The sequence below is a fragment of the Novosphingobium sp. 18050 genome (genome assembly GCF_902706195.1).
In the GTDB taxonomy this organism is placed as follows: domain Bacteria; phylum Pseudomonadota; class Alphaproteobacteria; order Sphingomonadales; family Sphingomonadaceae; genus Novosphingobium.
Genome location: NZ_CACSJO010000005.1, coordinates 41,119 through 66,774, shown reverse-complemented (window position 1 = coordinate 66,774; position 25,656 = coordinate 41,119). Strand labels below are relative to the sequence as shown.

23 protein-coding genes are annotated in these 25,656 nt (G+C 65.1%); 12 read left to right on the top strand and 11 right to left on the bottom strand.

What is annotated here, in order from left to right:
• Positions 1-10 precede the first annotated feature (10 nt).
• From GVL61_RS07410 to GVL61_RS07400, 3 genes are all read right to left on the bottom strand, one after another.
• Positions 11-1,450: an MATE family efflux transporter gene (locus GVL61_RS07410; protein ID WP_159978554.1), complete on the bottom strand. Its 1,440-nt coding sequence runs from the start codon at positions 1,448-1,450 to the stop codon at positions 11-13.
• Positions 1,447-2,193 carry a 7-carboxy-7-deazaguanine synthase QueE gene (locus tag GVL61_RS07405; protein WP_159978552.1) on the bottom strand — a complete coding sequence of 249 codons (747 nt, stop codon included), beginning with the start codon at positions 2,191-2,193 and terminating at the stop codon, positions 1,447-1,449. The genes GVL61_RS07410 and GVL61_RS07405 overlap by 4 nt, the downstream gene beginning before the upstream one ends.
• Positions 2,194-2,423: 230 nt before the next feature.
• The gene (locus GVL61_RS07400; RefSeq protein WP_159978550.1) at positions 2,424-5,084 is read right to left on the bottom strand and encodes a valine--tRNA ligase; all 2,661 of its coding nucleotides are present in this window, start codon (positions 5,082-5,084) and stop codon (positions 2,424-2,426) included.
• 170 nt (positions 5,085-5,254) lie between these two features.
• Between GVL61_RS07400 and GVL61_RS07395 the strand changes: the two genes are divergently transcribed.
• From GVL61_RS07395 to GVL61_RS07375, 5 genes are all read left to right on the top strand, one after another.
• Complete coding sequence (locus GVL61_RS07395) at positions 5,255-6,370, top strand: MlaE family lipid ABC transporter permease subunit (protein ID WP_159978548.1); 1,116 nt, start codon at positions 5,255-5,257, stop codon at positions 6,368-6,370.
• The gene (locus tag GVL61_RS07390) at positions 6,367-7,284 is read left to right on the top strand and encodes an ABC transporter ATP-binding protein (protein ID WP_159978546.1); all 918 of its coding nucleotides are present in this window, start codon (positions 6,367-6,369) and stop codon (positions 7,282-7,284) included. The genes GVL61_RS07395 and GVL61_RS07390 overlap by 4 nt, the downstream gene beginning before the upstream one ends.
• A 9-nt stretch (positions 7,285-7,293) precedes the next feature.
• Entirely contained in the window at positions 7,294-8,232 is a 939-nt protein-coding gene (locus tag GVL61_RS07385; RefSeq protein WP_159978544.1) for an MlaD family protein, read from the top strand.
• Positions 8,233-8,243: 11 nt separating this feature from the next.
• The gene (locus GVL61_RS07380) at positions 8,244-8,864 is read left to right on the top strand and encodes an ABC-type transport auxiliary lipoprotein family protein (protein ID WP_159978542.1); all 621 of its coding nucleotides are present in this window, start codon (positions 8,244-8,246) and stop codon (positions 8,862-8,864) included.
• Between the two features lie 296 nt (positions 8,865-9,160).
• Positions 9,161-9,745: an outer membrane protein gene (locus GVL61_RS07375; RefSeq protein ID WP_159978540.1), complete on the top strand. Its 585-nt coding sequence runs from the start codon at positions 9,161-9,163 to the stop codon at positions 9,743-9,745.
• Between the two features lie 153 nt (positions 9,746-9,898).
• On the opposite strand, the gene GVL61_RS07370 is transcribed toward GVL61_RS07375, so the two are convergent.
• Genes GVL61_RS07370 through GVL61_RS07350 form a run of 5 tightly spaced genes read right to left on the bottom strand, consistent with a single transcriptional unit; the run spans position 9,899 to position 13,230 of the window.
• Complete coding sequence (locus GVL61_RS07370; protein ID WP_159978538.1) at positions 9,899-10,591, bottom strand: ATP12 family chaperone protein; 693 nt, start codon at positions 10,589-10,591, stop codon at positions 9,899-9,901.
• 10 nt (positions 10,592-10,601) lie between these two features.
• Positions 10,602-10,811, bottom strand: a complete 210-nt coding sequence (locus GVL61_RS07365) for a hypothetical protein (RefSeq protein WP_159978536.1) — start codon at positions 10,809-10,811, stop codon at positions 10,602-10,604.
• The gene (locus GVL61_RS07360; RefSeq protein WP_159978534.1) at positions 10,808-11,458 is read right to left on the bottom strand and encodes an HAD-IA family hydrolase; all 651 of its coding nucleotides are present in this window, start codon (positions 11,456-11,458) and stop codon (positions 10,808-10,810) included. Before GVL61_RS07360 ends, GVL61_RS07365 begins: the two co-directional genes overlap by 4 nt.
• A 6-nt stretch (positions 11,459-11,464) precedes the next feature.
• Positions 11,465-12,814 (bottom strand): RluA family pseudouridine synthase, encoded by a 1,350-nt coding sequence (locus GVL61_RS07355; RefSeq protein ID WP_159978532.1) that lies wholly within the window; start codon positions 12,812-12,814, stop codon positions 11,465-11,467.
• Positions 12,811-13,230 carry a CrcB family protein gene (locus GVL61_RS07350; RefSeq protein WP_159978531.1) on the bottom strand — a complete coding sequence of 140 codons (420 nt, stop codon included), beginning with the start codon at positions 13,228-13,230 and terminating at the stop codon, positions 12,811-12,813. Before GVL61_RS07350 ends, GVL61_RS07355 begins: the two co-directional genes overlap by 4 nt.
• Positions 13,231-13,530: 300 nt before the next feature.
• Between GVL61_RS07350 and rpsU the strand changes: the two genes are divergently transcribed.
• The 6 genes from rpsU to gatB all read left to right on the top strand — a co-directional run bounded on the left by rpsU (position 13,531) and on the right by gatB (position 18,370).
• Complete coding sequence (gene rpsU / locus GVL61_RS07345) at positions 13,531-13,737, top strand: 30S ribosomal protein S21 (RefSeq protein ID WP_043976268.1); 207 nt, start codon at positions 13,531-13,533, stop codon at positions 13,735-13,737.
• 162 nt (positions 13,738-13,899) lie between these two features.
• A complete protein-coding gene (locus GVL61_RS07340) occupies positions 13,900-14,430 on the top strand; it encodes an FKBP-type peptidyl-prolyl cis-trans isomerase (protein WP_159978529.1) in 531 nt (176 codons plus the stop codon).
• 8 nt (positions 14,431-14,438) lie between these two features.
• The gene (locus GVL61_RS07335) at positions 14,439-14,957 is read left to right on the top strand and encodes an FKBP-type peptidyl-prolyl cis-trans isomerase (protein ID WP_159978527.1); all 519 of its coding nucleotides are present in this window, start codon (positions 14,439-14,441) and stop codon (positions 14,955-14,957) included.
• Between the two features lie 116 nt (positions 14,958-15,073).
• Positions 15,074-15,376 carry an Asp-tRNA(Asn)/Glu-tRNA(Gln) amidotransferase subunit GatC gene (gene gatC, locus GVL61_RS07330; RefSeq protein WP_043976262.1) on the top strand — a complete coding sequence of 101 codons (303 nt, stop codon included), beginning with the start codon at positions 15,074-15,076 and terminating at the stop codon, positions 15,374-15,376.
• Complete coding sequence (gene gatA / locus GVL61_RS07325) at positions 15,376-16,872, top strand: Asp-tRNA(Asn)/Glu-tRNA(Gln) amidotransferase subunit GatA (protein WP_159978525.1); 1,497 nt, start codon at positions 15,376-15,378, stop codon at positions 16,870-16,872. The genes gatC and gatA overlap by 1 nt, the downstream gene beginning before the upstream one ends.
• A gap of 1 nt (position 16,873) precedes the next feature.
• Positions 16,874-18,370, top strand: a complete 1,497-nt coding sequence (gatB, locus tag GVL61_RS07320) for an Asp-tRNA(Asn)/Glu-tRNA(Gln) amidotransferase subunit GatB (RefSeq protein WP_159978523.1) — start codon at positions 16,874-16,876, stop codon at positions 18,368-18,370.
• 402 nt (positions 18,371-18,772) lie between these two features.
• Here gatB and GVL61_RS07315 read toward each other — a convergent pair whose 3' ends face one another.
• The 3 genes from GVL61_RS07315 to GVL61_RS07305 form a co-directional block, all read right to left on the bottom strand.
• Complete coding sequence (locus GVL61_RS07315) at positions 18,773-19,075, bottom strand: hypothetical protein (RefSeq protein WP_159978521.1); 303 nt, start codon at positions 19,073-19,075, stop codon at positions 18,773-18,775.
• Positions 19,076-19,086: 11 nt separating this feature from the next.
• Positions 19,087-22,020 (bottom strand): pitrilysin family protein, encoded by a 2,934-nt coding sequence (locus GVL61_RS07310; protein ID WP_159978519.1) that lies wholly within the window; start codon positions 22,018-22,020, stop codon positions 19,087-19,089.
• Positions 22,021-22,285: 265 nt separating this feature from the next.
• On the bottom strand, positions 22,286-22,741 hold the full coding sequence (locus GVL61_RS07305) for a nuclear transport factor 2 family protein (RefSeq protein ID WP_159978517.1): 456 nt from the start codon (positions 22,739-22,741) through the stop codon (positions 22,286-22,288).
• Between the two features lie 305 nt (positions 22,742-23,046).
• On the opposite strand from GVL61_RS07305, the gene clpB reads away from it, so the two are divergent.
• A complete protein-coding gene (clpB, locus tag GVL61_RS07300) occupies positions 23,047-25,626 on the top strand; it encodes an ATP-dependent chaperone ClpB (RefSeq protein WP_159978515.1) in 2,580 nt (859 codons plus the stop codon).
• Positions 25,627-25,656 lie beyond the last annotated feature (30 nt).

Here is a 25,656-nt window from a genome sequence, read left to right as displayed (position 1 = left end):
GCGTAAGGGCTCAGCCCTTATACGCCGCGCGCCAGTTACCCATGCGGTAGTAGCCCAACGTGATCAGTACCGTCAGCGCCGAGCCGACCGGGTAGGACCACCATACCGCTTCGCTGCCGATGTACGGCACTGCCAGAGCGTAAAAGCCCAGGCGCCCCGGGTAGAGCCCCAGGAACAGGATCACCAGCGGCGCCACGACCGAGCCGTAGGCGCGCATCGTGCCGGTCATGATCATCGTCACCGAGACGATCACGAACGAGGCGGTGCAGATCAGCTGGATATGTTCGGCGATCGGCATGGCCGGGCTGCTACCGCCCAGGAACAGCGCCAGTAGCGGATGGTCGAAGATGACGATCAGCGCCGCGACCACCGTGGACATCACGAGGTTGGCGCCGAGGCCGGTCATCGTCACCTTGTCGACGCGCCCATGATCCCCTGCGCCCAGCGACTGCGCGACCATCGCGCTCACCGCCGAGCCGATGGCGAAGGCGGGCATCTGCAGGTAGTTCCACAGCTGCAGCGAGGCGCCATAGGCGGCGGCGGCATTCAGTCCCTCACGGTTGACGAGGCTGACCATGATGAGGCCGGCGGAAGAGACGATCAGCATCTGCGCGCCCATCGGCAGGCCCTTGGTCACGACATAGCGCAGGTCTGCTCCGCGCGGGATGAGATAGCGCAGTTCCGGTCCGCGCAGCCGCAGGGACAGGTCCTTGCGATAGATGTGCCAGAGTTGGAACAGCATGCCCGCCGTGTTGGCGCAGGCCGTGGCGATGGCCGACCCGGCCACGCCCAGCGCGGGGATCGGGCCGAGGCCCATGATGAGGATCGGGTTGAAGGCGATGTCGAGCGTCACCGCCAGGATCATCGCGTAGAGCGGCGTCTTGGAATCGCCGGCGCCGCGCATGCCCATCGAGACCATCATGTTGATGGTCCCCAGCGGCAGGGTAACGAAGATCACCTGTAGATAGGCGAGCGCTTCGCCGCGGCTGGCTGCGGGCGTGCCCAGTGCGTCGAGCAGGGCTCCGCCGCCGAACCAGCCGATCGCGCCTGTAACTACCGAGATGATTAGGCAGAAGCCGACACCGGTGCCGAAAGTGCGCCGCGCGGCGTCGATGTCGCGCGCGCCGAAGTGCTGGCCAACGCGTACCGTTGTGGCCATGCCGAAGCCGAACACGGCGGCAAAGACCAGAAACATCACGATGTTCGCGTTCGCCGTCGCCGCCAGCGCCGCTTCGCCCAGCAGCCGGCCTACCCAGATCGCGTTGACCGACCCGTTCAGCGTCTGCAGCACGTTGGACAGCAGCATCGGGATCGAAAACAGCAGTAGCGTCTTGAGGATCGGCCCCTTGGTCAGGTCCCCCCGCATTGCCGGCCTTGCGGCGGCCTGTTCCTGCGGCGAGGCAGCACCGGGCGTTTCCTCGCCGAGGGGAATGGGGGATGCTTCGTTCATGTGCCTCTCGTGTCGCCCCAGAGATGGATGTGCAAGCGGTCGGTGAAACGCAGTCCGTTCAGCGAACAGAAATCCGCCAACCAGCCCGAACGCTGCCTGATGACATCGCTGGAGCGGCCCTCGGGCATCAGGAACAGGCGCTGGCCGGGAATGGCGTAAGTTTCTTGCAGTGCCATGACTTCATCGAGGTCCGATTCCTCTGCAATCACGAACTTGAAGAAGGCGCGCGGATTCGCGGCCCACGCGGTTAGGCGCTCGGGCAGCAGGGCCAGTTCGGCGGGGTTGCCGCTGTGCGCCAGCTTGGGGCTGACGTTGTACTGGTGGACCAGGCCGTCGAGTGCGGGGTGGGGGGCGACGGTGGAGTTCGTCTCCACCTCCACGTGCATGCCTGGGCGCAGATCGTTGAGCGCGGTGACCATACGGGCGAGCGCGGCGCCCTGCAGCAGCGGTTCGCCGCCGGTGATGACAAGGCGGTCGGGCACGAGATCGGCGACGGCGCGGGCGAGGTCGCCTTCTTCCATCGTCACCTGGTTCTCGCGGCGCTCGAAGGCCAGGTCGTCGCGGTGAAAGCGGTTGTCGCCGGTGAAGCGCCATGTGTAGGCGGTGTCGCACCACTGGCACGCGAGGTTGCAGCGCGAGAGGCGCACGAACGTGCTGGGTCGGCCCATGGATGGGCCTTCGCCTTGCAGCGAGGCGAAGATTTCCGGTTCCCCCGGAGTGGTGGTGGCGAGAGTCAGGGTCATAAGATGGCAGGGGTTTACACGGTTTACACGGCCGAGGGGAGGTGTGGTGTCATCCCGCTCGGAGAGGTGTCACCTTTTGAAGCGGCGTAGCGAAATCCTCCCCGAAATGGGGAGAGGGCTGCATTCGAAACATGGTGGAGGGGCGGCCTCCTGCTACGGGATTGCCCGAAATGCGGGAGTGCCCCTCCACAACCCTCCGGATGGTCTTCCTCCCCCGAAAGGGGAGGAATTTAGCCCAGCCTTGTCAGTGCAGCTGCGAGGCGTTCCGCTTCAGCCGAATGGGCAGCATGGTCAGCGCGGGCCTTTTCCACTGCTTCGGGCTTGGCCTTCTGCGCGAATGCCGGGTTGTCGAGCCGCTTGCCGAGCGAATCGCGCTCCTTGATCGACGTTGCATACGCCTTTTCGAGGCGGGCCTTTTCGGCGGCGATGTCGATCACGCCGTCCAGCGGGATCGCCAGCATCGCATCGCCTGCGCCGACCTGCATCGCCGGGCCTGCGGGCGCCGCTTCGAAGCGGATCGCGTCGAGACGGGCGAGGCGGTCGATTGCTTTGCCGTTACGCTCGATCACCGCGCGCGTAGCCTCGGAAGGAGCTGGCAGGTAGGCGGTCAGGCGGGCGCCGGGCGAGATGCCCAGTTCCGCCTTGGCGCCGCGCAGGTTGCCGACCAGCGCGATCAGCCATTCGACCTCCACCTTGGCGGCGGCATCGACCTTCGCCTCGGGGACGGGCCAGCGTGCGACGATCAACTCGTTCTCGCGCGCGCCCATCTTGCTCCACAGCTCTTCGGTGACGAAGGGCATGAAGGGGTGGAGCATGACGAGGATTTGGTCGAGCACCCAGCCGGCGACGGCCTTCGTCTCTTCATCGAACTGACCCTTGATGAGTTCGATGTACCAGTCGCAGAACTGGTTCCAGACGAAGTAGTAGATCGCGTTGGCAGCCGCGTCGAAACGCAGGTCCGCCATAGCCTTGTCGAGCGCGGCGGCGGTCTCGACGACTTCGCCGATGATCCAGCGATTGACGGCCGAGGTGGCGGTGGGCGCGGCGACCGAAGTGCTGGCCGCGATGCCGTTCGACTGGCAGAAACGCGCAGCATTCCACAGTTTGGTGGCGAAGTTGCGGTAACCCTCGACGCGCTTTTCATCCATCTTCACGTCGCGGCCCTGGCTCTCCATGGCGGTCATGAAGAAGCGCAGCGCGTCGGCGCCGTACTGGTCGATGAGGCCGAGCGGGTCGACCACGTTGCCCTTGGATTTGGACATCTTCTGGCCGTCGGCGGCGCGCACCAGTCCATGCAGGTAGAGCCGCTTCCACGGCACTTCCTTCATGAAGTGGATGCCCTGCATCGCCATGCGCGCATCCCAGAAGAACAGGATGTCGAAGCCGGAAACGAGCAGGTCGTTCGGGTAGTGCTTGGCCAGCAGCGGCGCATTCTCGTCCGGCCAGCCCAGCGTGGCGAAGGGCCACAGCGCAGAGGAGAACCAGGTGTCGAGGACGTCCTCGTCGCGGGTCAGCTTCTTGTTGCCGGCAAGCGCCTGGGCTTCTTCCTCGGTCTCGGCGACGAAGATTTCGCCGTCTTCGGCGAACCATGCCGGGATGCGGTGCCCCCACCACAGTTGGCGCGAAACGCACCAGGGCTGGATGTTTTCCATCCAGTTGAAGAAGGTCTTCTCCCAGGTCTTGGGGACGATCTCGATCTGGCCGGTGCGCACGGCTTCCAGCGGCGCCTTGGCGAGGGTTTCGGCGTCGACGTACCACTGGTCGGTCAGCCAGGGTTCGATCACCACGCCGCCGCGGTCGCCGTAAGGCGTTGCGATCACACGGTCCTCGACCTTTTCGAGCAGGCCATCGTCGTCGAGCATCTCGACCACGCGCCCCCGCGCCTCGAAGCGGTCCATGCCGATGAATTCGTGCGGGATCAGGCCGTCCGAGGTCTGCTGCACTTTCGCTTCGGCATCGAGCATGTTGAGCATGTCGGCGGCCTTGAAACCGGCGCGCTTGCCCACCTCGAAGTCGTTGAAATCATGACCGGGGGTGATCTTCACCGCGCCTGAACCCAGTTCCGGGTCGGCGTGTTCGTCAGCGACGATGGGGATCTCGCGCCCCGTGATCGGCAGCGTCACCGTGGCGCCGCGTTCCAGCAGCGGCTTGTAGCGCTCGTCCGCCGGGTTAACGGCCACGGCCATGTCGGCCAGCATCGTCTCAGGGCGCGTTGTAGCGACCATGATGTGGCCCGACCCGTCCGAAAGCGGGTACTTGAAGTGCCAGAAGCTGCCATTGATCTCGCGGGTTTCCACCTCAAGGTCGCTGATCGCCGTCTTGAGCTTGGGGTCCCAGTTCACCAGCCGCTTGTCGCGGTAGATGAGGCCCTGCTTGTGCAGGTCGACGAAGACCTTGACCACGGCGCGCGTGAAGTGCGGGTCCATGGTGAACTGCTCGCGGCTCCAGTCCATCGAGCAGCCCAGCCGGCGCAGCTGGCCGGTGATGGTGCCGCCGCTTTCGGCCTTCCACTCCCAGACCTTCTCGATGAAGCCTTCGCGCGTGTAGTTGGTGCGCTTGTCGCCGGCGGCTTCCATCTTGCGCTCGACCACCATCTGCGTGGCGATACCGGCGTGATCCGTGCCGACGACCCACAGCGCGTCCTTGCCGCGCAGGCGCTCGTAGCGGATCACCACGTCCTGCAACGTGTTGTCCAGCGCGTGGCCGATGTGCAGCGAACCCGTCACGTTTGGCGGCGGATTTACGATGGTGAAGGGGGTGGCGTCCGGGCGCTCGGGGCGGAAGAGGTTCCTGTCTTCCCAGTGGGCGAACCACTTGGCCTCGATCCGGGCGGGGTCGAAAGTCTTGTCGAGCGCGGCTTCCGGCGCGGCTTCTGAAATCTCGTCGGTCATGGCGCGGGGCTTTGCCAGTGCGCGGGTTTGCGCGCAAGAAGCCAATACCGCCGCATTGCCACGGTTTTGCCGCAAGCGGCTGGCAAGCATCGTGTAAACCTAAAGATCACAATTCGTCGCGCCCGTGGAACCTCTTGCCGGTCCACGCTTTTTCCACGATACGAGCGAACATGCGGGAATGGGCTGAATTCACCCTGTCGGAAAACGACCAAGGCGCCGACCATGTCCTGGCGCTGAAGGGGCCTTTGCGCGTCAATTCTCTGGGCAATCTCGACGCCAAACTTGCCGGTCTCAGCGGGAATTTCACGCGGGTCGATATGTCCGGCGTCACCGATATCGATACCACCGGTGCCTGGCTCGTCACCCGTTATGCGGGAGAACGGGGCCTCGAAGTCACTGGTGAAAGCGAACAGGCGCGCCGCCTCTTCGCCGCCATCGGCAACATGGACGAGCCGGCTGCGGAGCCGGAACCCATACTGCCGTTGATCCCCCGCACACTCGCCGATCTGGGCGATATGGTGGCGATGTGGGGCGATGGTCTCTACAAGCTGATCGGCTTCCTGGGCGAGCTTATCATCGCTTTCGGCCACGTTATCCGCCGCCCTTCGCGGCTGCGCGGCACGGCGCTGGTGTTCCACATGCAGTATGTGGGCATCAATTCGCTGTGGATCGTGGGCCTGATGAGCTTCCTGATCGGCATCGTCATCGCCCAGCAGGGCGCGGTCCAGCTCGCACAGTTCGGCGCAGAGATTTATACGATCAACCTGACCGGCCGCCTCTCGATGCGCGAACTGGGCATCCTGATGACCTCGATCATGGTGGCGGGCCGCTCCGGTTCCGCCTTCGCCGCGCAGATCGGCACCATGAAACTGACCGAGGAAGTCGACGCCATGCGCACCATCGGCGTCTCGCCGATGGAAGCGCTGGTGGTGCCGCGCGTGCTGGCCTCGATGCTGATGATGCCGCTGCTGGGCTTCTATTCCTCGGTGCTGGCCATCATCGGCGGCGCCACGATCGCCAATTTCGCGCTCGACATCCCGTTCTGGACCTTCCTCCAGCGCACGCAGGAAGTGGTTCCCATCACTGACGTGTGGATCGGCCTCATCAAGGCCCCGGTCTTCGCGCTGATCGTAGCGCTGGCGGGGTGCTATCAGGGCATGCAGGTCACCACCAATGCCGAGGAAGTGGGCGCACGCACCACCCAGGCGGTGGTCACCGCGATCTTCACTGTGATCGTGCTCGACGCCTTCTTTGCTATCTTCTTCACCAAGATCGGCTGGTCATGACCGACCTTTCCCCCGCCAGCAGCGACGACTTTCCGATCATTGTGGAAGGGCTGCGCAATACCTTCGGCGATCATGTGATCCATGAGGATCTCGGGCTCAAGGTCCGTCGCGGCGAGATTCTCGGCGTGGTCGGCGGATCGGGCACCGGCAAGTCGGTGCTGATGCGCTCGATCATCGGGCTGCAGCAGCCTACCGCCGGGGAAATCACCGTGCTCGGCCACAAGATGGGCGAAGCGACGGAGGAAGACTCTATCGACCTGCGTTCGCGCTGGGGCGTGCTGTTCCAGGGCGGCGCGCTGTTCTCGACGCTGACCGTGGGCGAGAACGTGGAAGTGCCGCTCAAGCAGTTCTTCCCCGAGATCACCGACGAACTGCGCAGCGAGATCGCGCGCTTCAAGGTCCGCCTGTCCGGCCTGCCCGAGGAAGCGGCGTTCAAGTATCCCAACGAGCTTTCGGGCGGCATGAAGAAGCGCGCCGGCCTGGCCCGAGCCCTGTCGCTCGATCCCGAACTCCTGTTTCTCGATGAGCCGACCGCGGGTCTCGACCCGATCGGTGCGGCCGCGTTCGATAGCCTGACCCGCGAACTCAAGGAGACGCTGGGCCTGACCGTGTTCCTGATCACCCACGATCTGGACACGCTATACGCCATCTGCGACCGTGTCGCGGTGCTGGCGGACAGGCAGGTGATCGCGGTAGGCACGATCCCGGAACTGCTGGCGCTCGACCATCCGTGGATTCAGGAATATTTCAACGGCCCGCGCGGCCGTGCGGCTTTGGCCGGAAAAGACGACCCGGCGGTGAAGCCGGAACAGGATACGGCGAAGGCCGTTGACACGTCTTCGACCTCGAACGAGGTGGAGCCGTCCGGCATGGACGGCGCTGGAAAGACAGATATCAGAAAGTCGGGGGCATAGGCACAAGCGATGGAAACACGGGCCAATCACGTATGGGTCGGAGCCGTCACGCTGGTGCTGATGGCTGCTCTGGCGGTGTTCGTCATCTGGATTGCGCGCCTTAACGAGGGCAGCCAGAACGAATACGACATCTTTTTCAAGCAGTCGGTCGACGGCCTCGCGAAGGGGTCTGAGGTCAGCTACGCCGGCGTGCCGGCGGGGCAGGTAACGCGGATCGAACTGTGGCCGCAGGACCCCAGCTTCGTGCGCGTGCGCGTCAAGGTCGATGAGAAGGTGCCCATCACGATCGGCACCACCGCGACCGTGCAGGGCAGCTTCACGGGCGTTTCCGACATCCAGCTGGCGGGCGCGGTCAAGGGCGCTCCGCTCATCACGGAGCCGGGGCCTGAGGGTGTGCCGGTGATCCCGACCAAGCCCGGCGGCTTCGGCGAAATCCTTAGCAATGCACCGCTACTGATGGAGCGGCTGGCGACTTTGACAGAGAATCTCAACCAGATGCTGTCCGAAGATAACCGCAAGTCGATCACCGGCATCCTCCACAATACCGACAAGATGACGGCTGATCTTTCGCAGGCGACACCGGAATTCCGCGCGACGATGGTGGAGATGCGCGGCACCCTCGCTCAGGCGACACAGACGCTCAAGGCCTTCCAGGGCGTGGCCGGCAAGGCCGACGATCTGCTTGGCGGTGAGGGCAGTTCGCTGGCCGACCAGCTGCGCAAGACGCTGGCTTCCGCCCAGAAGTCGATGGAGCAGCTCGATAGCACGATGCTGCATGCACAGCCGGCGCTCGATCAGGTGTCGCAACAGACGCTGCCCGCCGCCGAAGCCGCGATCCGCGACCTGCGTGCGACCAGCAAGGCGCTGCGCAGCGTTACCGAGAAGATCGACGAGCAGGGCGCCGGTGCGCTGCTCAAGGGGCAGAAGCTGCCCGACTATAAGCCGTGAAGGAAAGCGCGATGACCCGCTTGCACAAGATCCGCGTAGGCAGCATCTATCGGGCCGGCTTCATGGCTGTCGCCGCCGCGCTCACCCTGTCGGGCTGCGTCAGCCTTGGCACCAAGCCGCCGGACGAACTGCTGCGTCTTACCGCGCAGGAAACCGCGCCGGCAGGTACGACATCCAGCGGCCAGCTCAGCGAAGCTATCGTGGTTCTCGACCCTGAGGCCGATCGCGGGCTGGACGTGTTGCGCGTGCCGGTCACGGTCGATGCTTCCAGCGTGGCCTACCTCAAGGACGCGCTGTGGATTGAGAAGCCCACGCGCCAATTCCGCTCGGTTCTGGCCGAAACCCTGCGCGCCCGCACCGGAAAGCTGGTGGTCGAGGGCGGTGATTTCGAAGTTACCGGCAGGACCCTGATCGGCGGACGCCTGCTTCAGATGGGATATGACGCGCAGCGTAGCGCCGTCGTCGTGCGCTTCGATGCGGTTCGCACCGATCGCGGGGGGACGCCGTTGCAGACCCGACGTTTCGAGGCGGTCGTGAACGGCGTCGAGGCGAAGGCGAAGCCTGTGGGCGCTGCGCTCAATCAGGCGGCGAACGACGTCGCGCGGCAGGTTGCGGACTGGGTGAAGGGGTGAATGAGCAGGTTTTTGCTGGCGTGGTGCCCGTAGGAACCGTCAGGCCGATAATAAAGGGCTGAGTGCTGAAAATAGTTTGGCCATGTTCTGGCAATAATTCGCGATTTCCGTGAAATGCCCATAGAGCATGGTGGAAACGCCGTTCTTCATCTGGTTCTCTGTGGCTTATTCATCACAATGACGTTTCGATGACACTTTCTTCCAACTCCATGGTTTGACGGCAAATTCTCTCCGGCTAAGGGGCGCGGGCCCGCTGCTTTCGACGGCGGCACGATAAGAATTTGCAGGAGCATACCATGAAGAAGTTCGTCACCGCAGCGGCCGCTGCCGCGCTGTTCGCCGTTCCGGCTGCCGCCAATGCACAGGCTTTCGTTCAGGCCGAAACCGGCCTCGACGTCGTGTCGGCCGACGGCGATTCCAAGGCGAACATCGGTTACGGCGGCTCGGTCGGTTACGACATGCAGCTGTCGGGCGGCATGTTCGTCGGCGTGCAGGCGACCTATTCGGACAGCGAGACCAAGAGCTGCGCACGCGCCGATGGCGACAAGCTGTGCCTCGAGGCCGGCCGTGACGTTGCAGCGCTGGTTCGCGTCGGCACCGCAGTCGGTCCGCAGGGCAAGCTGTACCTGATGGGTGGCTACGCCAACGCCCGCGCAGAGCTGAGCTTCTCCGGCAACAGCCTTGACGCTGTTGGCGACGCATATGGCCTCGATATCGGCAACGTGAAGGCGAATTCCGACCTCGACGGCTTCCGTCTCGGCGCGGGCTACGAGCACGCCCTGAACGAGAAGTTCTTCGTCAAGGCCGAGTACCGCTACTCCAACTACGAGATGGGCGTGAGCCGTCACAACGGCGTGATCGCCCTTGGCGCGAAGTTCTGATCTCAAGAAGAAGGGCGGGTGTCCTCATGCACCCGCTCTGACAGGAGGGCCCGTGCCGGATTCGTCCGGTGCGGGCTTTTTTGTGGATGGGCTGAAAGTGGGGCGTCGATTGCTCAGGGAGCCGCAGAGCGCGAGGGCGCGTGGTGCGCGCCCTTAACGCGCCAGTTCGGCCAGCTTCATCGCCAGCTTGAATGCTGCGAAGCGCGTGACACGAAGTTCGGTGGCTTCCCAGTCTTCACCCCAGAGTTCGACCTGCCAGTCGGCCTCCAGTTCGGCGGCCACCCACAAGGCGTCCGCATCGGCGCTGGGCCTGATCGCCTCCAATGCGATGACCAGCGAGGCGGAAAGGCTGGAAAGCATCTTCAGCGCGGCGAGTTGGAAGTCGTTGCACGCTTCCAGTTCTGCCTGCAGACGCGCCAGAGTCTGCTCCGGCTGGGGTCTGTGCATGATGCCGGAGACACGCGTGAAACGAACGCCGAGGCGCGCCTCGAATGCGGACAGGAGCGGCTCCCAGATTTCTGCCTGCCGTTTGTAGAGTGCTTCGTCGGGATCGGCGCGGTAGCACAGCGTATCGGTCTCGGCGTAGGGCACCAGTTCGGCGATCACCGCTTGGTGGTTCCCGGCGATGGCGTCGATCGCGAAGTCTGCGAGGTCGCGGAAATGGAAGGCGGAGGCTTCGATCGTCTCGGCCTGACCGGCCCATTCGGCGGCGAGAGCCCGCGCCAGTGCCTCGGTGGGCACGATTTGCGCCCTGCCGCCGGCGGTGCGGATACCGCGTCCGTCGAGAACCGCGCGCCAGCCGCCATCGGCCTGCTCTATGCTGGCTTCCTTGTAGAATCGCTTCATCTGGATCGCTTTATTTGGGGGTGCGCCACTTGCGGGCCATTATCACCGGAATGACGAAGATATCGACGATACCATTGGCGATGAGCAGGTAGGCGATCCACACCGGCGCGCCCGCGAACAGGCGTCCGTTTGCCATCAGCATACCTGCGATCACACAGGCGACGCCGAAGATGCGGGTCACCTGGATCATGGCGAAGCGGGCGGCGGCCGGGTCGCTCATTTCAGCAGATGCGCCAGAAGCTGGGCAGGCGTTTCGACCACGATCTCGGCGCCTGCTTCGGTCAGTTCGCGCGGGTGGTGATAGCCCCAGTCGACCCCGATGCCGCGGACTTGCGCGCTTGCAGCCATCTGTATGTCGTAGACGGTGTCGCCGATCATCACCGCCTCGCCCGGCTGGGCGCCTGCCTCGGACAGCGCCTGCTCCAGCATTGCGGGGTGCGGCTTGGACGGGTGCCGGTCGGCGGTCTGGAGCGTGACGAAAAGGTCCGCGATGCCATTGGCGGCAAGGCAGTGGGTCAGGCCCCTGTCCGACATTCCGGTAGCCACGCCCAGTGTCCAGCCTGCGCCGTGCAGGCCGCGCAGGGTGTCCTCGATACCGGGAAACAGCGGCTGGGCGACGCGGCCGTGTTCACGCGCGGAGCGAAAGGAGAGCTTGTAGGCCTCGGCCATAGCGTTCTGGCGCTCGGCATCCGATTCGGGAAGCAGCTGGCGGATCGCCTGCGGGAGCGAGAGCCCGACCGCGCGCCGGATCGCCCCGCGCGAGGGTGCGGGCAGCGCGAAGGCGGCGAATGCCGCCTCCATCGCCTCGCAGATCGGCGCCTGGCCATCGACCAGGGTGCCGTCGCAATCGAATACCGCCAGCTTCATCGCCTATCAGCCCCGGCCGCGCGGTGCGCCTCGGGGCGCTCCGGTCGGCTTGCGCCCACCGGCAGGCTTGCCGCCGCCCGGCCGAGCCGAGGGGCCACCGGCGCGCGGCCCCGAAGGCTTGCCCGCCGGCTTGCCGAAGGACTTGCCTGCCGGCTTTGCGCCGGGCTTGCCAACCGGCTTGCCGCCCAGCTTGCCGATCGCCTTGGCGCCGGGCTTGGCCGAAGGCTTGCCCGAACGCACCCGGCCCGAAGGGCTGTCGCTGCGGTTATGGCGCTCGCCGCGGCGTTCCTTGCGGTATTCCTTGGCGTGCTGCTTAGCGGCCTTCTTGCGCTCTTCCTTGGTGAAATCGGTCGATGCCTCTTCCGGCATCTCGCCTTCGGATTCCTCGAACCCGAGCTGCTCCAGCGAATTTGCGAAGTGTTCGGGCAGGGGCGCGGTCACGTCCAGCGGGGTGCCGTCCGGGTGTTCGATGATCAGGCGGCGTGCGTGCAGGTGCATCTTGCGGCTGATCGAGCCGGTCAGGAAGGCTTCCTGACCGCCGTACTTGCCGTCACCGACGATCGGGTGGCCGATTGCCGCCATGTGCACGCGCAGCTGGTGGGTGCGGCCGGTCAGCGGGTGCAGTTCTACCCATGCCGCGCGGTTGCCGGCGCGGTCGATCACACGGTAGCGGGTGCGTGCGGTCTGGCCTTCCTTCTCGTCGACATGCATCTTCTCGCCGCCGGTGCCCGGCTGCTTGGCGAGGGGCAGTTCGATCAGGCCTTCATGGATGTGCGGCACACCGACCACCAGCGCCCAGTAGATCTTCTTGGCAGTGCGCCCCGAGAAGCGCTTGGAGAAGAATGCCGCGCTGCCAGGCGTCCGGGCGATCAGCAGGACGCCCGAGGTGTCCTTGTCGAGCCTGTGGACGAGGCGCGGGCGGGGGCCGCGTTCCACATAGGCGTCGAGCAGGCCGTCGACGTGCTCCTTCTGGCCTGAGCCGCCCTGCGTGGCGAGGCCCGGCGGCTTGTTCAGCACGATGGCGGCGCGGTCCTGCGTCAGCACCATCGAATCGGCCAGCGCGATCTCTTCCTCGGTCAGTTCGCGGCGCGGCATGTCGGCGCCGCCGAGGCCCGGCTTTGCCTCGCCGCCCGGAGGTACGCGCAGGATCTGTCCGGCGGCGAGCCGGGTGTCGACATCGGCGCGCTTGCCGTCGATGCGGATCTGGCCGGTACGCGCCCAGCGCGAAACCATGGCAAAGCCGATATTGGGCAAGTGACGCTTGAACCAGCGGTCGAGGCGCACGCCTTCATCGTCTTTGCCGACAGTGAACTGGCGGACGGAATCGGTATTTTCGGGGGTATTGCCGGGCTTCATGCCACGCTCCGCATCATGATAAGGCCGATGAACAGGCTGGCGAAACCCGCGGCCAGCGAAAGGCCGCAATAGAGTGCAGCCGTACCGATATCGCCGCGCTCGATGAGCGCAACGGTGTCGAGGCTGAACGACGAGAAAGTAGTGAAGCCGCCGAGCACACCGACGGCGAGCAGCAGGCGTGTCGCTTCGCCGTGCAACCCATTACCTTGCCCGAATCCTGCAAGCGCGCCTGCGAGCAAGCCCATCGCCAGGCTGCCGAGGATATTCACCGTAAGCGTGCCATAGGGAAAGGCCCCGGCGCGCACAGTGCCGAGCGCGGCGCTCCATCCCCGCGAGACGAGGAAGCGCAGCCAGGACCCGAAGGCACCGCCGCACGCCACGTATAACGAGGCTGCAAGAAAGGAAGGTTGGGGCATGGCGCTCGCCTTAGACGCGAATCGGCGAATTTCCAAACGTAGTGGGCATGGCAGGCGTATTGCTATATAAGAGTGTGACGTGATGGCGGTATCGGCCGGGGCCTGATGGCCTTTCCCGGTCCTTTTGCAGAGCCGATTGACCCTTAGGACTTGTCTTCAAGGCGTCGCTTTGGTAACGGGCCCGCCATTCGAGCCGTACCTTCGCTGGTTGCGGCCTTGGTTTGGCTCTAGGATTCGCGGTTCGCCTCGCCGAAAGGTGTGGGGCGGGCCTCGTTCGTATTTTGTGAGGTGTGTCGGTTTATGCAAATTCTCGTTCGCGACAACAACGTCGATCAGGCTCTTCGTGCGCTCAAGAAGAAGCTGCAGCGTGAAGGCGTGTACCGCGAAATGAAGCTGCGCCGTCACTTCGAGAAGCCGTCCGAGAAGCGCGCCCGTGAAAAGGCCGCTGCTGTGCGTCGCGCCCGCAAGCTGGAGCGTAAGCGCATGGAGCGTGACGGCGCCAAGTAAGCGCTGTTTCCTGCGCTTTTCCGCAGGGCACCTCGAAATCACGGCTTGCGGCTTGAACGCCGCGCCGGGTTGAGCCATGAGGGCGCGGAATTTCATTTCCGCGCCCTTTGTGCATTCAACTTTCGGGCGCGAATCCACAATTTTCGAATACGAGGCAGGTCCATGACAGAGATTACCCGCGTTGCGCTTCAGCCGATCACCAAGGGTTCGCTTACGAAGATCTGGCTCGGCGTCGCTGTGGTGGCTCTGGCAGCCGGCGGCATCGCTTATGCGGCCCTGCCGCCGACTCCGACCGTGAAGACGCTGAGCGCGGGCACGGGTGATTCGCCGACGATGGAAGATGTCGTGCTCATCAACTACAAGGGCATGCTTCAGGACGGCACCGTGTTCGACCAGAACAAGGGCTATCCGAATCCGGTCGCGCAGTTCGTGCCCGGCTTCAGCAAGGCGCTTATGAAGATGCAGCGCGGCGGCAAGTACATGGTCGAGATTCCCGCAGCGCTGGCCTACGGCGCGAATCCGCCTGCCGGTTCGCCCATCCCCGCCAATGCCGATCTGAAGTTCGAAGTCGAACTGCTCGACTACCGGAGCCTTGCCGAGATCCAGCAGCAGCAGCGCATTATGCAGCAGATGCAGCAGATGCAGCAGCAGGGCGGTGCTCCCGGTGCGATGCCGGCTCCGGCCCAGCCCTGATCGCGTCGATGATTCTCGGTAACGCAGGCCGGCTGGCAGCCCTCGTTCTCGCAGCAGCGGTGCCTTCGGGGGCCGCGCTCGCGCAGGCCGCGCCTGCTCCAGCGGCTGCGCCTGTCGCTCCCAAGGTCAGCGTGGAAACGCTGACCCCCGGAACCGGCGAGAAGCCGCCCGAGCATTCCTATGTGCTTATCAATTACAAGGGCATGTTGCCGGACGGCACTGTCTTCGATCAGAACCAGCAGATGCCGATGGCGCTCGACGAAGTCGTGCCCGGTTTCGCGCTGGGGCTCGTGCAGATGCAGCGCGGCGGCCGCTACAAACTGACCATCCCGCCGGAACTGGGTTATGGTGCGCAGGCATCCGGCCCGATCCCGGCGAATGCGACCCTCGTCTTCGAGATCGAGCTGCTCGATTTCAAGACGCCCGAGGAAATCGCCGTGCTGATGGAGCAGATGCACGCCGAGCAGACGGCGGAGCAACAACCGCAAGGGCAGGCACCCGCTCCGGCACCGCAGCCGGGCCAATAGCCGCAGCTCCCGGCGCGCCCGTGCTTGAAGCCGGGCAGCCCCGATGCTAGCGCGCGCAATCGAATACCGCCCCGGCGCCAAGCCTTGCGCGCCGGGCTAACCCGTGAAGGAAAGCCATGTCGGTCGATACCGCAACCGTGGCGAAGATCGCCAGCCTCGCGCGCCTCAAGGTGAGCGAAGCCGAGCTTGAGGCGATGGTGCCCGAGCTGAACGGAATTCTCGCCTGGGTGGAGCAACTCGGCGAAGTCGACGTCACCGGCGTCGAGCCGATGACCGCCGTCATCCCCAACACCCTGCGCCTGCGCGAAGACGTCATCAACGCCGACCCGCTGACTGGCGGCGACCGGCGCGACGCCGTGCTGGCCAATGCCCCCGCCGCGCAGCATGGCTTCTTCGGCGTGCCCAAGGTGATCGAATAATGCCAAATTCGTCCAACTCAATTACCGATCTTGGCGTTGCCGCCATCCGTGACGGCGTTGCTGCCGGCCAGTTTTCCGCCGTCGAAGTGGCCGAGGCGTTCAACGCCAACGTCGCCGCTGCACAGGATGCGCTGAACGCCTTCATCGTCGCGACCCCTGAAAAAGCGATTGAAGCGGCAAAGGCCGTCGACGCCGCACGCAGTGCCGGTCAGGCGCTTGGCCCGATGGCCGGCGTGCCGATCGGCATGAAGGACCTGTTCGCCACCGAAGGCGTGCAGACCACTGCCGCCAGCCACATGCTGGAAGGCTTCGTGCCGCAATACGAATCGACCGTTTCGCGCAAGCTGTGGGAAGCGGGCGCCGGCATGCTCGGCAAGCTCAACCTCGACCAGTTCGCGATGGGCTCCTCGAACGAATCTAGCTATTTCGGCAACGTGATCTCGCCTTGGCAGCGTCCCGGAAGCAACGCGCAGCTGACGCCGGGCGGTTCCTCGGGCGGCTCGTCGGCAGCGATCGCGGCGCGCCTTGCGCCTGCGGCCACCGGCACCGACACCGGCGGCTCGATCCGTCAGCCTGCCGCCTACACCGGCACCGTGGGCATCAAGCCCACGTATGGCCGCTGCTCGCGCTGGGGCGTGGTGGCGTATGCCAGCTCGCTCGACCAGGCCGGTTCGATGGCGCGCGACGTCACCGACTGCGCGATCATGCTGGAGGCGATGGCGGGCTTCGATCCCAAGGATTCGACCAGCCTCGACCTCGCGGTTCCGGCATGGACGGCCAGCCTTTCGGGCGATCTCAGGGGCAAGAAGGTCGGCATCCCGCGCGAATACCGCGTCGATGGCATGCCTGCCGAAGTGGACGCGATCTGGGAGCAGGGCATTGCCTGGGCGAAGGACGCGGGCGCCGAGGTGGTCGAGGTTTCGCTGCCGCACACCAAGTATGCGCTGGCCGCGTACTACATCATCGCGCCTGCCGAGGCGTCCTCGAACCTCGCGCGCTATGACGGCGTGCGGTACGGCCTGCGTGATCTGCCGGACGGCGCCGGTCTTCAGGACATGTACGCCGCCACCCGCGCAGCCGGTTTTGGCGACGAAGTGAAGCGCCGCATCCTTATCGGCACTTATGTGCTCTCGGCGGGCTTCTACGACGCTTATTACACGCAGGCCCAGAAGGTCCGCACGCTGATCTCGCAGGACTTTGCGAAGGCCTTCGAGCAGGTCGACGTGCTGCTGACCCCGACCGCGCCGAGCGCCGCCTTTGCGCTGGGCGAGAATGTCGACGATCCGCTGTCGATGTACCTCAACGACGTGTTCACCGTGCCGGCTTCGCTGGCCGGCCTGCCGGCGATGTCGGTGCCTGCGGGGCTCGACGCACAGGGCCTGCCGCTTGGCCTGCAGATCATCGGCCGCCCGCTCGACGAGCAGGGCGTGCTGAATGCCGGTCTCGCGATCGAAGCCCGCGCCGGGTTCACGGCCAAGCCTGAGAAGTGGTGGTAATATGAGCACGTATCGCATCCAGGGCGCCACCGGGGACTGGGAGGTCGTGATCGGCCTTGAAGTCCACGCGCAGGTCACGTCCAATTCCAAGCTGTTCTCCGGCTCGGCCACGGCCTTCGGGGCGGAGCCGAACAGCCAGGTGTCGCTGATCGACGCGGCGATGCCCGGCATGTTGCCCGTGCTCAATGGCGAGTGCATTCGCCAGGCTGTGCGCACCGGCATGGCCATCGACGCGCAGATCAACAAGTGGTCGCGCTTCGACCGCAAGAACTACTTCTACGCTGATCTGCCGCAGGGCTACCAGATCAGCCAGCTCTACCACCCGATCGTGGGTGAGGGCAGCCTGACTATCGAAGCGGACGAGAAGGCCGGCATCCCGGAGGCCAAGGTCATCGGCGTGGAGCGTATCCACGTCGAGCAGGACGCGGGCAAGCTGATGCACGATCAGCATCCGACGATGTCCTATGTCGACCTCAACCGTTCGGGCGTGGCGCTGATGGAAATCGTCAGCCGTCCGGACATGAACAGCCCGGCCGAAGCAGGTGCCTACTTGTCCAAGCTGCGCACGATCCTGCGCTATGTCGGCTCGTGCGACGGCAACATGGACCAGGGTTCGATGCGCGCCGACGTCAACGTGTCGGTACGCCGCCCCGGTGACGAACTGGGCACCCGTACCGAGACGAAGAACGTCAACTCGGTGCGCTTCGTCATGCAGGCGATCGAGCACGAGGCGAACCGTCAGGTCGACGTGATAGAGGGCGGCGGCAAGATCGTCCAGGAAACGCGCCTGTTCGATCCGAACACGGGCTCGACGCGCTCGATGCGCTCGAAGGAAGACGCGCACGACTATCGCTACTTCCCGGACCCGGACCTGCTGCCGTTGGTGCTGGAAGACGCATTCCTTGAGGACTGCCGCGCCTCGCTCCCCGAACTGCCTGACGCCAAGCGCGCGCGCTACGAAGGCGAACTGGGCCTGTCCGCCTACAACGCCGCCGTGCTGACCGCCGACGTCGACACCTTCCGCTGGTTCGAAGCGTTGCTGGCAGAGACCGCTCTGGCTCAGGGCAAGCAGCCCGCCGAGGTCGCCAAGCAGGCGGCCAACTGGCTGATTTCCGAACTGTTCGGCGCGCTGAACAAGCTTGGCAAGTCGCTCGACGAATCGCCCGTCAGCCATGAACAGGCAGCCGAACTGCTGGCGCTTGTCGGCAAGGGCACGATTTCCGGCTCGATCGCCAAGCAGGTGCTGGAGATCATGCTGGAGACCGGCGACGGCGCTACCGTCATTGTCGAGCGCGAGGGCCTCAAGCAGGAAAGCGACACCGGCGCGATCGAAGCCAAGGTGGATGAGATCCTTGCTGCCAATGGCGACAAGGTGGAGCAGTATCGGGGCGGCAAAGTTGCGCTGTTCGGCTTCTTCGTCGGGCAGACGATGAAGGCAATGCAGGGCAAGGCCAATCCCGGCGTCATCAACGAAATCCTCAAGTCCAAGCTAGGCTGAGGCAGTTACGCGGCGGCGACCCGGGGTTGCCGCCGCCTTCCTGGAAACCCCTCCTGTGCAGCTTCGTGTTGCACCTGCGTAACACCCTGGCGTTGTTAAGCATCGCCAAGGGCAGCCATCCGGCGTTTCCGCAATAATACGCTTGTTTTCGGCAATGCTGATGTTATCGATTGCGCCAGAAGGACGGGGGGCTTTCCAACTATTCCATGACATGTACGCGGCTTGCGTACACCAGATGCCGCCTGTGCGAAGCGCGCGTATAGGCATGGTCGGAGACCGACGCTGCGGCGCGGGGGCACTCCGACCTTGCCGCACGAGCTCACCTGGGGGGGTGAGGGAGCCCGGTACTGCGCCCAATTGAGCGCGCGGTGCCGGGCTTTCGTGTATTCGGGCGGCGTGCCCTCAGGCCTGCCGCGTCCCCGTCAGTTCCATCGAGCCGAACATGCCCGCCTTGATCTGCCCGGTCAGGCTGTCACCTTCAACGATTGCTTGGCAATCGAGGTCCATCGGCATCGGCATGGTCATCTTCATCGACCACACCAGCGACTGACCGCTGATCCGGCCATCGGTGACATCCATGTTGCCCAGGTCGCCCGAGATGTGCCCAGTGAAGCTGTTCGCTTCGCCGGGCACCACGGTGAGCACGCCTTTCTGCTTGCCGAGAGGCGTATTGGTCACGCAGTCGTAGGTTCCTGCAACAGACATTCGGGTACTCCTTACTCTTGTTCGCCTTCGTCACCGGCGGCGGTGGGGGCCTCGCGGACCTCTACCGGTAAACCCAGCCCCTTGAGCTGCGGTTCCACGATCTTGCGGTCCCCGACGATCACCCAGGTCAGGTCGGCGGGTTGCAGATATTGCCCTGCCGCCGCGCCTATCCGCCTGGCGTCGATGGCGCGGTAGGTCGCTGCGAGGCGCACGTAGTAGTCTTCGGGCCGCCCCAGCCGGTCGTTCTTGACGATGGCGGACAGAACGGCACCATTGGTTTCGAACTGGGTGGGTAGGGCGCGGATCGCGCCTTCAGTGACGCGCTGGTATTCTTCGGCAGAGACCGGCTGCTTCGCGGGGAAGGACGACATGTCCTTGATGATTGCGCGAATAGAATCGCCGGTGCGGTCCGCCTGCACCGGAGCCATGACCTGCAGTGCGCGCGGGCCGATGGACTGGGTGACGCCGGTGCGGACGCCGTAGCTCCAGCCCTTGTCCTCGCGGATGTCGGCGTTCAGGCGCGAGAGGAAACCGTTGCCGACCACGTCGTTGGCCAGCATCAGCGGCTCCTCGCCGGGTGTGCGGCCGGTGAGCGGCAGGACGCGCCCGGCGTAAATCACCGACTGCGGCGAATTGGGCCGGTCGATCAGCACGATGCGCGAGGCAGGCGCGGGCGTCTGCGCATCGAGCACCTTGACTGGCTTGGGCGCGGCCGGGGCTTTCCACCCGCCGAGCGCCTTTTCCAGCAGCGGTTTCAGTTCCGCCATGGTGACGTCGCCGACCACTGTGATCCGGGCCAGATCGGGGCGCAGCCACTTGGCATGGGCCGCCCGCAGGGCCGCCGGGGTCAGCGCGGTGAGCGAGAGCCTGGTGCCAAGGCCGTCGCCCGGCTGGGCATAAGGATGGCTGCCGTAGAGTTCACTGCTGAGCGTGCGTGCAGCAAGCGCGGAGGGAGTCGATTCGGCCTGCGCCAGTTCGGCTTCGGCCTGCCCGCGCGTACGGTCGAAATCGGCCTGCGCGAAGGCAGGGTTCAGAAGTAGGTCGGTGGTCAACGCCAGCGAAGGCGCCAGGTTGGCGCTAAGCGCGCTGAGCATCACGCTGCTGGTATCGAGGCTGGCGGTGGTGCCGATCGAGGCGCCCAGACGCTCCTGCTCCTCGGCGATCTGGGTGGCGTTGCGGGTCTTGGTGCCTTCTTCCAGCATGTCGAGCATCAGGCCCTGCGTTCCGGGCGTGTCGAGCGCATCGGCGGCAAAGCCTGCGTCGAAGTCGATCGAGAGGACCAGCTTGGGCACGGCGGTGCGGCGCGCCAGCACCACCGGGATGCCGTTTGACAGCGTGGTTCGCTCGATCGCCGGGAAGGCGAGTTCGCCCACCGGCGCGACCGGGGGGGAGGTGCGCTTGGGCGCGGGGGCCAGCTTGGGCGCCTTGGCGCGGGCGTCTGCCGGCGGAGCGGCGGTTGCCTTTTCGTCGCCCCAGCCGCCCATGACGTCGCCGTTTTCGGTGCGGGCACCCGGCACGATGGCGAGCTTGTAGACCGGGCGGCTCAGCCACTTGCGCAGTGCCGCGTGGACGGTCTGCGGTGAGAGCGCGGCGATGGCCAGGAGGTCGGTCTTGTACTTGGCGGGATCGCCCGAATAGACTTGCCCTTCGGCCAGGGTTGCGCCCTTGCCGGAGAACCCGCCGACCTGTTCCAGCCCGCCGATTTCGGCCGACAGCGTGCTGACGACGGCGCGGCGTACTTCGTCCTCGCTCGGGCCCCGGGCGACGAAATCGGTAATGACCTTGTCGAGGGCGGCTTCGGCGGCGGCGCGTTCGACGCCGGGCTTCACGTCCATCGAGGCTTCAAGCATGCTGACCTGTTCGTGGACCTGCGCCGAGGCGCTGACCGATACTGCCTGCTGCGATCCGCGCACCAGCGCGTTGTCGAGCTGCGAACTGGCAAGGCCGCCCAGGATATGCATGCCGATGCGCAGCGCCGGGGAGTCTGCGTCGTTGAGCCCAGGGCCGCTCCACTGGCGGGTAAGGCGCAGCACGGGAACCTGATCTGTCATGTCGCGTGAGATCGGCGCGGGCAGCGTGACCGGACCGGCCTGAACCGGCGCCACTTCCGGGCCCTTGGGGACCTGGCCGAACCACTTTTCGACCTTGGGCCTTGCGGTGGCCGCGTCGATGTCGCCCGATAGTACCAGCACCACGTTGTTGGGGCCGTAGTGGTCGGTGAACCACTTGCGCACGTCGGTCAGGGTGGCGGCGTCGAGATCGGCCATCGAGCCGATGGTCGAATGGCGGTAGGGGTGGCCCACCGGGAACAGCCCGTCGGCCACGGCATATTCGGCAAGGCCGTAAGGCTGGTTGTCGCCCTGGCGCTTCTCGTTCTGGACAACGCCGCGCTGCTTGTCGAGCTTGTCCTGGGAGACGGCGGGCAGCAGGGCGCCCATACGGTCGCTCTCCATGAACAGCGCCAGATCGAGCGCGCCGGTGGGCACCGTCTCCACATAGTTGGTGCGATCGTACCAGGTGGAGCCGTTGGTCGGCGTGGAGCCCGCGCCCTCCAGCGGAATGTCAAAGCTCGGCACATTGGCCGATCCGCCGAAGAACAAGTGCTCGTACAAGTGCGCGAATCCGGTGTGGCCACGCGGCTCGTTCTTGGAGCCGACCTTGTAATAGAGCGTGACGGCGACGATCGGAGCCTTGCGATCGGTGTGGACGATCGTGGTCAGCCCGTTGGGTAGCACGAACTTTTCGAAGGGAATGTCGACGCGCGAGACGAGTTCTTCCGCAGAGACTGCACCTGCTACGGGGCCGGGCGTGGTGGCAGAGCGGTTTTCCTGTCCCGGTGAGACGGCGGGTGCCGGCGGCGTTCCCGGCGGACCTGCGGTGGCGCAGGCGGAAAGGGCAAGGACGGCGGCGAGAGCGCTCAGGCTCGACGTAGGGGACGGTCGCATGGGCCCAGCCTAGCAGCTTGTTTGGCGAGGGCCAGCGTCAAACGGCGGGTATGATGGACCATCCTGCCGGAGATGTTCGCGTTACTTCAATGCGGTGTGGCGGCTTGCATTCGGCCGACAAAATTCCGCAGCCCGCCGCGAAGGCGGGGTATTGCTGCTTTACGCAACGTTTCAGGAAAAAACCGGGTTCTCGCCTGCGCGGGGGCGATGCGGAACATGGGTTTGGTCCTGGCGGGGCAACCGCAGGGTTGCCCCGCCCGCGCCTTCACCCCCGCTTGAAGATCTGTCCCGAATCGAACATCGAAATGCGCCATTCGCCGTCTTTGTCCCGACGGCATTCCATCTTCACGTCCGCTACGGCGAGAGGATCGCAGTACTTGTCGAAAGGTCCGTCCCCCAGCGCTGCGAAGAACACCAGCAGATAGCCGACCTTGGCGTGGTCCGCATCGTCGAAGCTGACACGCAGGGAAGTGATGATGTGGCGCATCGTCATCAGCCCCGCGCCACTGCGCATCGCCTCGGCACGGCCACTGTAGAAGGCCTCAACCGCTTCCAGCCCTTCGCGCCACTGGCCGCCCACGTTGTAGCGTACATCCTGCGCGAGGCAGTCGCTGGTGCGCATCGACAGGCCGTTGTTGACGTCCAGCTCGTCGCCCCACTCATAGACCACTTGCTTGACCGCAAGCACATCTGCCGCCTGCTGGGGAGTGAATTTTGCCACGATTGTTGCCTCTTCCCTTTGGATTATCGCGCAGAGGCTAGGCGAGGCACCCGGCCAAGGCCAAGTCTTGATCGAAAGCACTGTTCATTACCGCCCCAGCGAACCTGTTATTCGAAGCCCTCTGGCAATTTCGCGCGGTACACCCATCTCTGCTCCAGCTCGCTTCGGCGCTGTTTTCTTGAGAACGATCAAGGCGCTTCGACCTTGAATGGACGAGAGTACGGCGCAGGGAAAATTTCCTGTAGCGGCTCTTGTGTTGCACAATTGCAACACCATATCGACGAGGTCAGGAGGCAACACTACCCATGAATCTCGAAAAATTCACCGACCGCGCCAAGGGATTCCTGCAGGCCGCGCAGACCGTCGCGATCCGCTTGAACCACCAGCGCATCGCACCCGAACATATCCTTAAGGCCCTTCTCGACGATCCCGAAGGCATGGCCGCCGGGCTCATCAAGCGCGCGGGCGGCAACCCTGTTTTCGCAGTGCAGGAACTCGACCGTGCGCTGGCCAAGGTGCCGGCGGTATCGGGCAGCGGCGCGGCGGGCGCGCCGGGGCTTGATAACGATGCCGTGCGCGTGCTCGACGCGGCGGAGCAGGCGGCGACCAAGTCGGGCGACAGTTTTGTCACCGTGGAGCGGTTGCTGCTGGGCCTCGCGCTCGCCACCACCACGCCTGCGGGGCAAGCGCTGAAGGCCGCCAATGTCACCGCGCAATCGCTGGAAACGGCGATCACCGAACTTCGCGGAGGCCGCACCGCAGACAGCGCAGGCGCTGAAAACGCCTACGACGCGATGAAGAAGTACGCCCGCGACCTCACCGAGGCGGCGCGTAGCGGTAAGCTCGACCCGGTCATCGGGCGTGACGAGGAAATCCGCCGCACCATTCAGATTCTCGCCCGGCGCACAAAGAACAACCCGGTGCTGATCGGCGATCCCGGCGTGGGCAAGACCGCTATCGCCGAAGGCCTCGCGCTGCGCATCGCCAATGGCGACGTGCCCGACAGCCTGAAGGATCGCAGCCTGATGTCGCTCGACATGGGCTCGCTGATCGCGGGCGCCAAGTACCGCGGCGAATTCGAGGAGCGCCTGAAGGCCGTGCTCGACGAAGTGAAGGGCGCGGATGGCCAGATCATCCTGTTCATCGATGAGATGCACACGCTGATCGGCGCGGGGGCCTCGGAAGGTTCGATGGATGCGGGCAACCTGCTTAAGCCCGCCCTGGCCCGCGGCGAATTGCATTGCATCGGCGCGACCACGCTAGATGAATACCAGAAGTACGTCGAGAAGGACGCGGCGCTGCAGCGGCGTTTCCAGCCGGTGTTCGTGGGCGAGCCGACCGTTGAGGACACGATCTCGATCCTGCGCGGGCTTAAGGAGAAGTACGAGCTGCACCACGGGGTGCGGATCACCGACGGCGCTATCGTGGCGGCGGCGACCCTGTCGCACCGCTACATCACCAACCGCTTCCTGCCCGACAAGGCGATCGACCTCATGGACGAGGCCGCAAGTCGTATCCGCATGGAAGTGGAGTCCAAGCCGGAGGAAATCGAGAAGCTCGACCGCCGGATCATCCAGCTCAAGATCGAGGAAATGGCGCTCGGCAAGGAGAGCGACGAGGCATCGAAGGACCGCCTCGCCACTTTGCGCGGTGAACTGGGCAACCTCGAACAGCAGTCGAGCGAACTGACTACCCGCTGGCAGAACGAGCGCGACAAGATCGCCGCCGAAAGCAAGGTCAAGGAGAAGCTGGACGCCGCGCGCATCGAACTGGAACAGGCGCAGCGTTCGGGCGACCTCGCCCGCGCGGGCGAGCTGTCCTACGGCACGATCCCGGCACTGGAAAAGCAGCTGGGCGATGCGCAGGCCTCTGCCGGCAATGCGTTGCTGCGCGAGGAAGTGACTGAGGACGACATCGCCGGCGTCGTCAGCCGCTGGACCGGTGTGCCAGTCGACAAGATGCTGGAGGGCGAGCGCGAGAAGCTCCTCAAGATGGAGGCGATCATCGGCGCGCGCGTCATTGGCCAGAAGGACGCGGTGTCCGCCGTGTCCAAGGCGGTGCGGCGTGCTCGCGCAGGGCTTCAGGATCCGAACCGGCCGCTCGGCTCGTTCCTGTTCCTCGGCCCCACGGGTGTCGGCAAGACCGAACTGACCAAGGCGCTCGCGGGGTTCCTGTTCGACGACGACACCGCGATGGTGCGCATCGACATGTCGGAGTTCATGGAAAAGCACGCCGTGTCCCGCCTGATCGGCGCCCCTCCGGGCTATGTCGGTTACGAATCTGGCGGTGTGCTGACCGAGGCCGTGCGCAGGCGCCCTTACCAGGTCGTGCTGTTCGACGAGGTCGAGAAGGCGCACCCGGACGTGTTCAACGTGCTGCTGCAGGTGCTCGACGATGGACGCCTGACGGACGGGCAGGGCCGGGTGGTGGACTTCACCAACACGCTCATCATTCTGACCTCGAACCTGGGCAGCCAGTACCTCACCCAGCTCGACGAAGGGCAGGATGTCGACGTGGTCGAGCCGCAGGTGATGGAAGTGGTGCGCGGGCATTTCCGGCCCGAATTCCTCAACCGTCTCGACGAGATCGTGCTGTTCCACCGGCTTGGGCAGGCGGACATGGGACCGATCGTCGATATCCAGGTGGCGCGGGTGCAGAAGCTGCTCAAGGACCGGAAGATCGTGCTGGACCTCAGCGATGCCGCGAAGCGCTGGCTCGGGCGGGTGGGATACGATCCGGTCTACGGCGCCCGGCCTTTGAAGCGCGCGGTCCAGCGTTACCTGCAGGACCCGCTCGCCGAAAAGCTGCTGGCGGGCGAAGTGCCCGATGGGTCGCACCTTCACATCGAGGATGGCGACGGGGCGCTGGTGATCGGCGTGATGTGAGCCGACCGGATGGGCCAGGCAGCGGCGGGC

Coding starts and splice junctions, on each gene's coding strand:
- GVL61_RS07410 (WP_159978554.1), bottom strand. CDS start 1,450: ATGAACGAAGCATCCCCCATTCCCCTCGGCGAGGAAACGCCCGGTGCT.
- GVL61_RS07405 (WP_159978552.1), bottom strand. CDS start 2,193: ATGACCCTGACTCTCGCCACCACCACTCCGGGGGAACCGGAAATCTTC.
- GVL61_RS07400 (WP_159978550.1), bottom strand. CDS start 5,084: ATGACCGACGAGATTTCAGAAGCCGCGCCGGAAGCCGCGCTCGACAAG.
- GVL61_RS07395 (WP_159978548.1), top strand. CDS start 5,255: ATGCGGGAATGGGCTGAATTCACCCTGTCGGAAAACGACCAAGGCGCC.
- GVL61_RS07390 (WP_159978546.1), top strand. CDS start 6,367: ATGACCGACCTTTCCCCCGCCAGCAGCGACGACTTTCCGATCATTGTG.
- GVL61_RS07385 (WP_159978544.1), top strand. CDS start 7,294: ATGGAAACACGGGCCAATCACGTATGGGTCGGAGCCGTCACGCTGGTG.
- GVL61_RS07380 (WP_159978542.1), top strand. CDS start 8,244: ATGACCCGCTTGCACAAGATCCGCGTAGGCAGCATCTATCGGGCCGGC.
- GVL61_RS07375 (WP_159978540.1), top strand. CDS start 9,161: ATGAAGAAGTTCGTCACCGCAGCGGCCGCTGCCGCGCTGTTCGCCGTT.
- GVL61_RS07370 (WP_159978538.1), bottom strand. CDS start 10,591: ATGAAGCGATTCTACAAGGAAGCCAGCATAGAGCAGGCCGATGGCGGC.
- GVL61_RS07365 (WP_159978536.1), bottom strand. CDS start 10,811: ATGAGCGACCCGGCCGCCGCCCGCTTCGCCATGATCCAGGTGACCCGC.
- GVL61_RS07360 (WP_159978534.1), bottom strand. CDS start 11,458: ATGAAGCTGGCGGTATTCGATTGCGACGGCACCCTGGTCGATGGCCAG.
- GVL61_RS07355 (WP_159978532.1), bottom strand. CDS start 12,814: ATGAAGCCCGGCAATACCCCCGAAAATACCGATTCCGTCCGCCAGTTC.
- GVL61_RS07350 (WP_159978531.1), bottom strand. CDS start 13,230: ATGCCCCAACCTTCCTTTCTTGCAGCCTCGTTATACGTGGCGTGCGGC.
- rpsU (WP_043976268.1), top strand. CDS start 13,531: ATGCAAATTCTCGTTCGCGACAACAACGTCGATCAGGCTCTTCGTGCG.
- GVL61_RS07340 (WP_159978529.1), top strand. CDS start 13,900: ATGACAGAGATTACCCGCGTTGCGCTTCAGCCGATCACCAAGGGTTCG.
- GVL61_RS07335 (WP_159978527.1), top strand. CDS start 14,439: ATGATTCTCGGTAACGCAGGCCGGCTGGCAGCCCTCGTTCTCGCAGCA.
- gatC (WP_043976262.1), top strand. CDS start 15,074: ATGTCGGTCGATACCGCAACCGTGGCGAAGATCGCCAGCCTCGCGCGC.
- gatA (WP_159978525.1), top strand. CDS start 15,376: ATGCCAAATTCGTCCAACTCAATTACCGATCTTGGCGTTGCCGCCATC.
- gatB (WP_159978523.1), top strand. CDS start 16,874: ATGAGCACGTATCGCATCCAGGGCGCCACCGGGGACTGGGAGGTCGTG.
- GVL61_RS07315 (WP_159978521.1), bottom strand. CDS start 19,075: ATGTCTGTTGCAGGAACCTACGACTGCGTGACCAATACGCCTCTCGGC.
- GVL61_RS07310 (WP_159978519.1), bottom strand. CDS start 22,020: ATGCGACCGTCCCCTACGTCGAGCCTGAGCGCTCTCGCCGCCGTCCTT.
- clpB (WP_159978515.1), top strand. CDS start 23,047: ATGAATCTCGAAAAATTCACCGACCGCGCCAAGGGATTCCTGCAGGCC.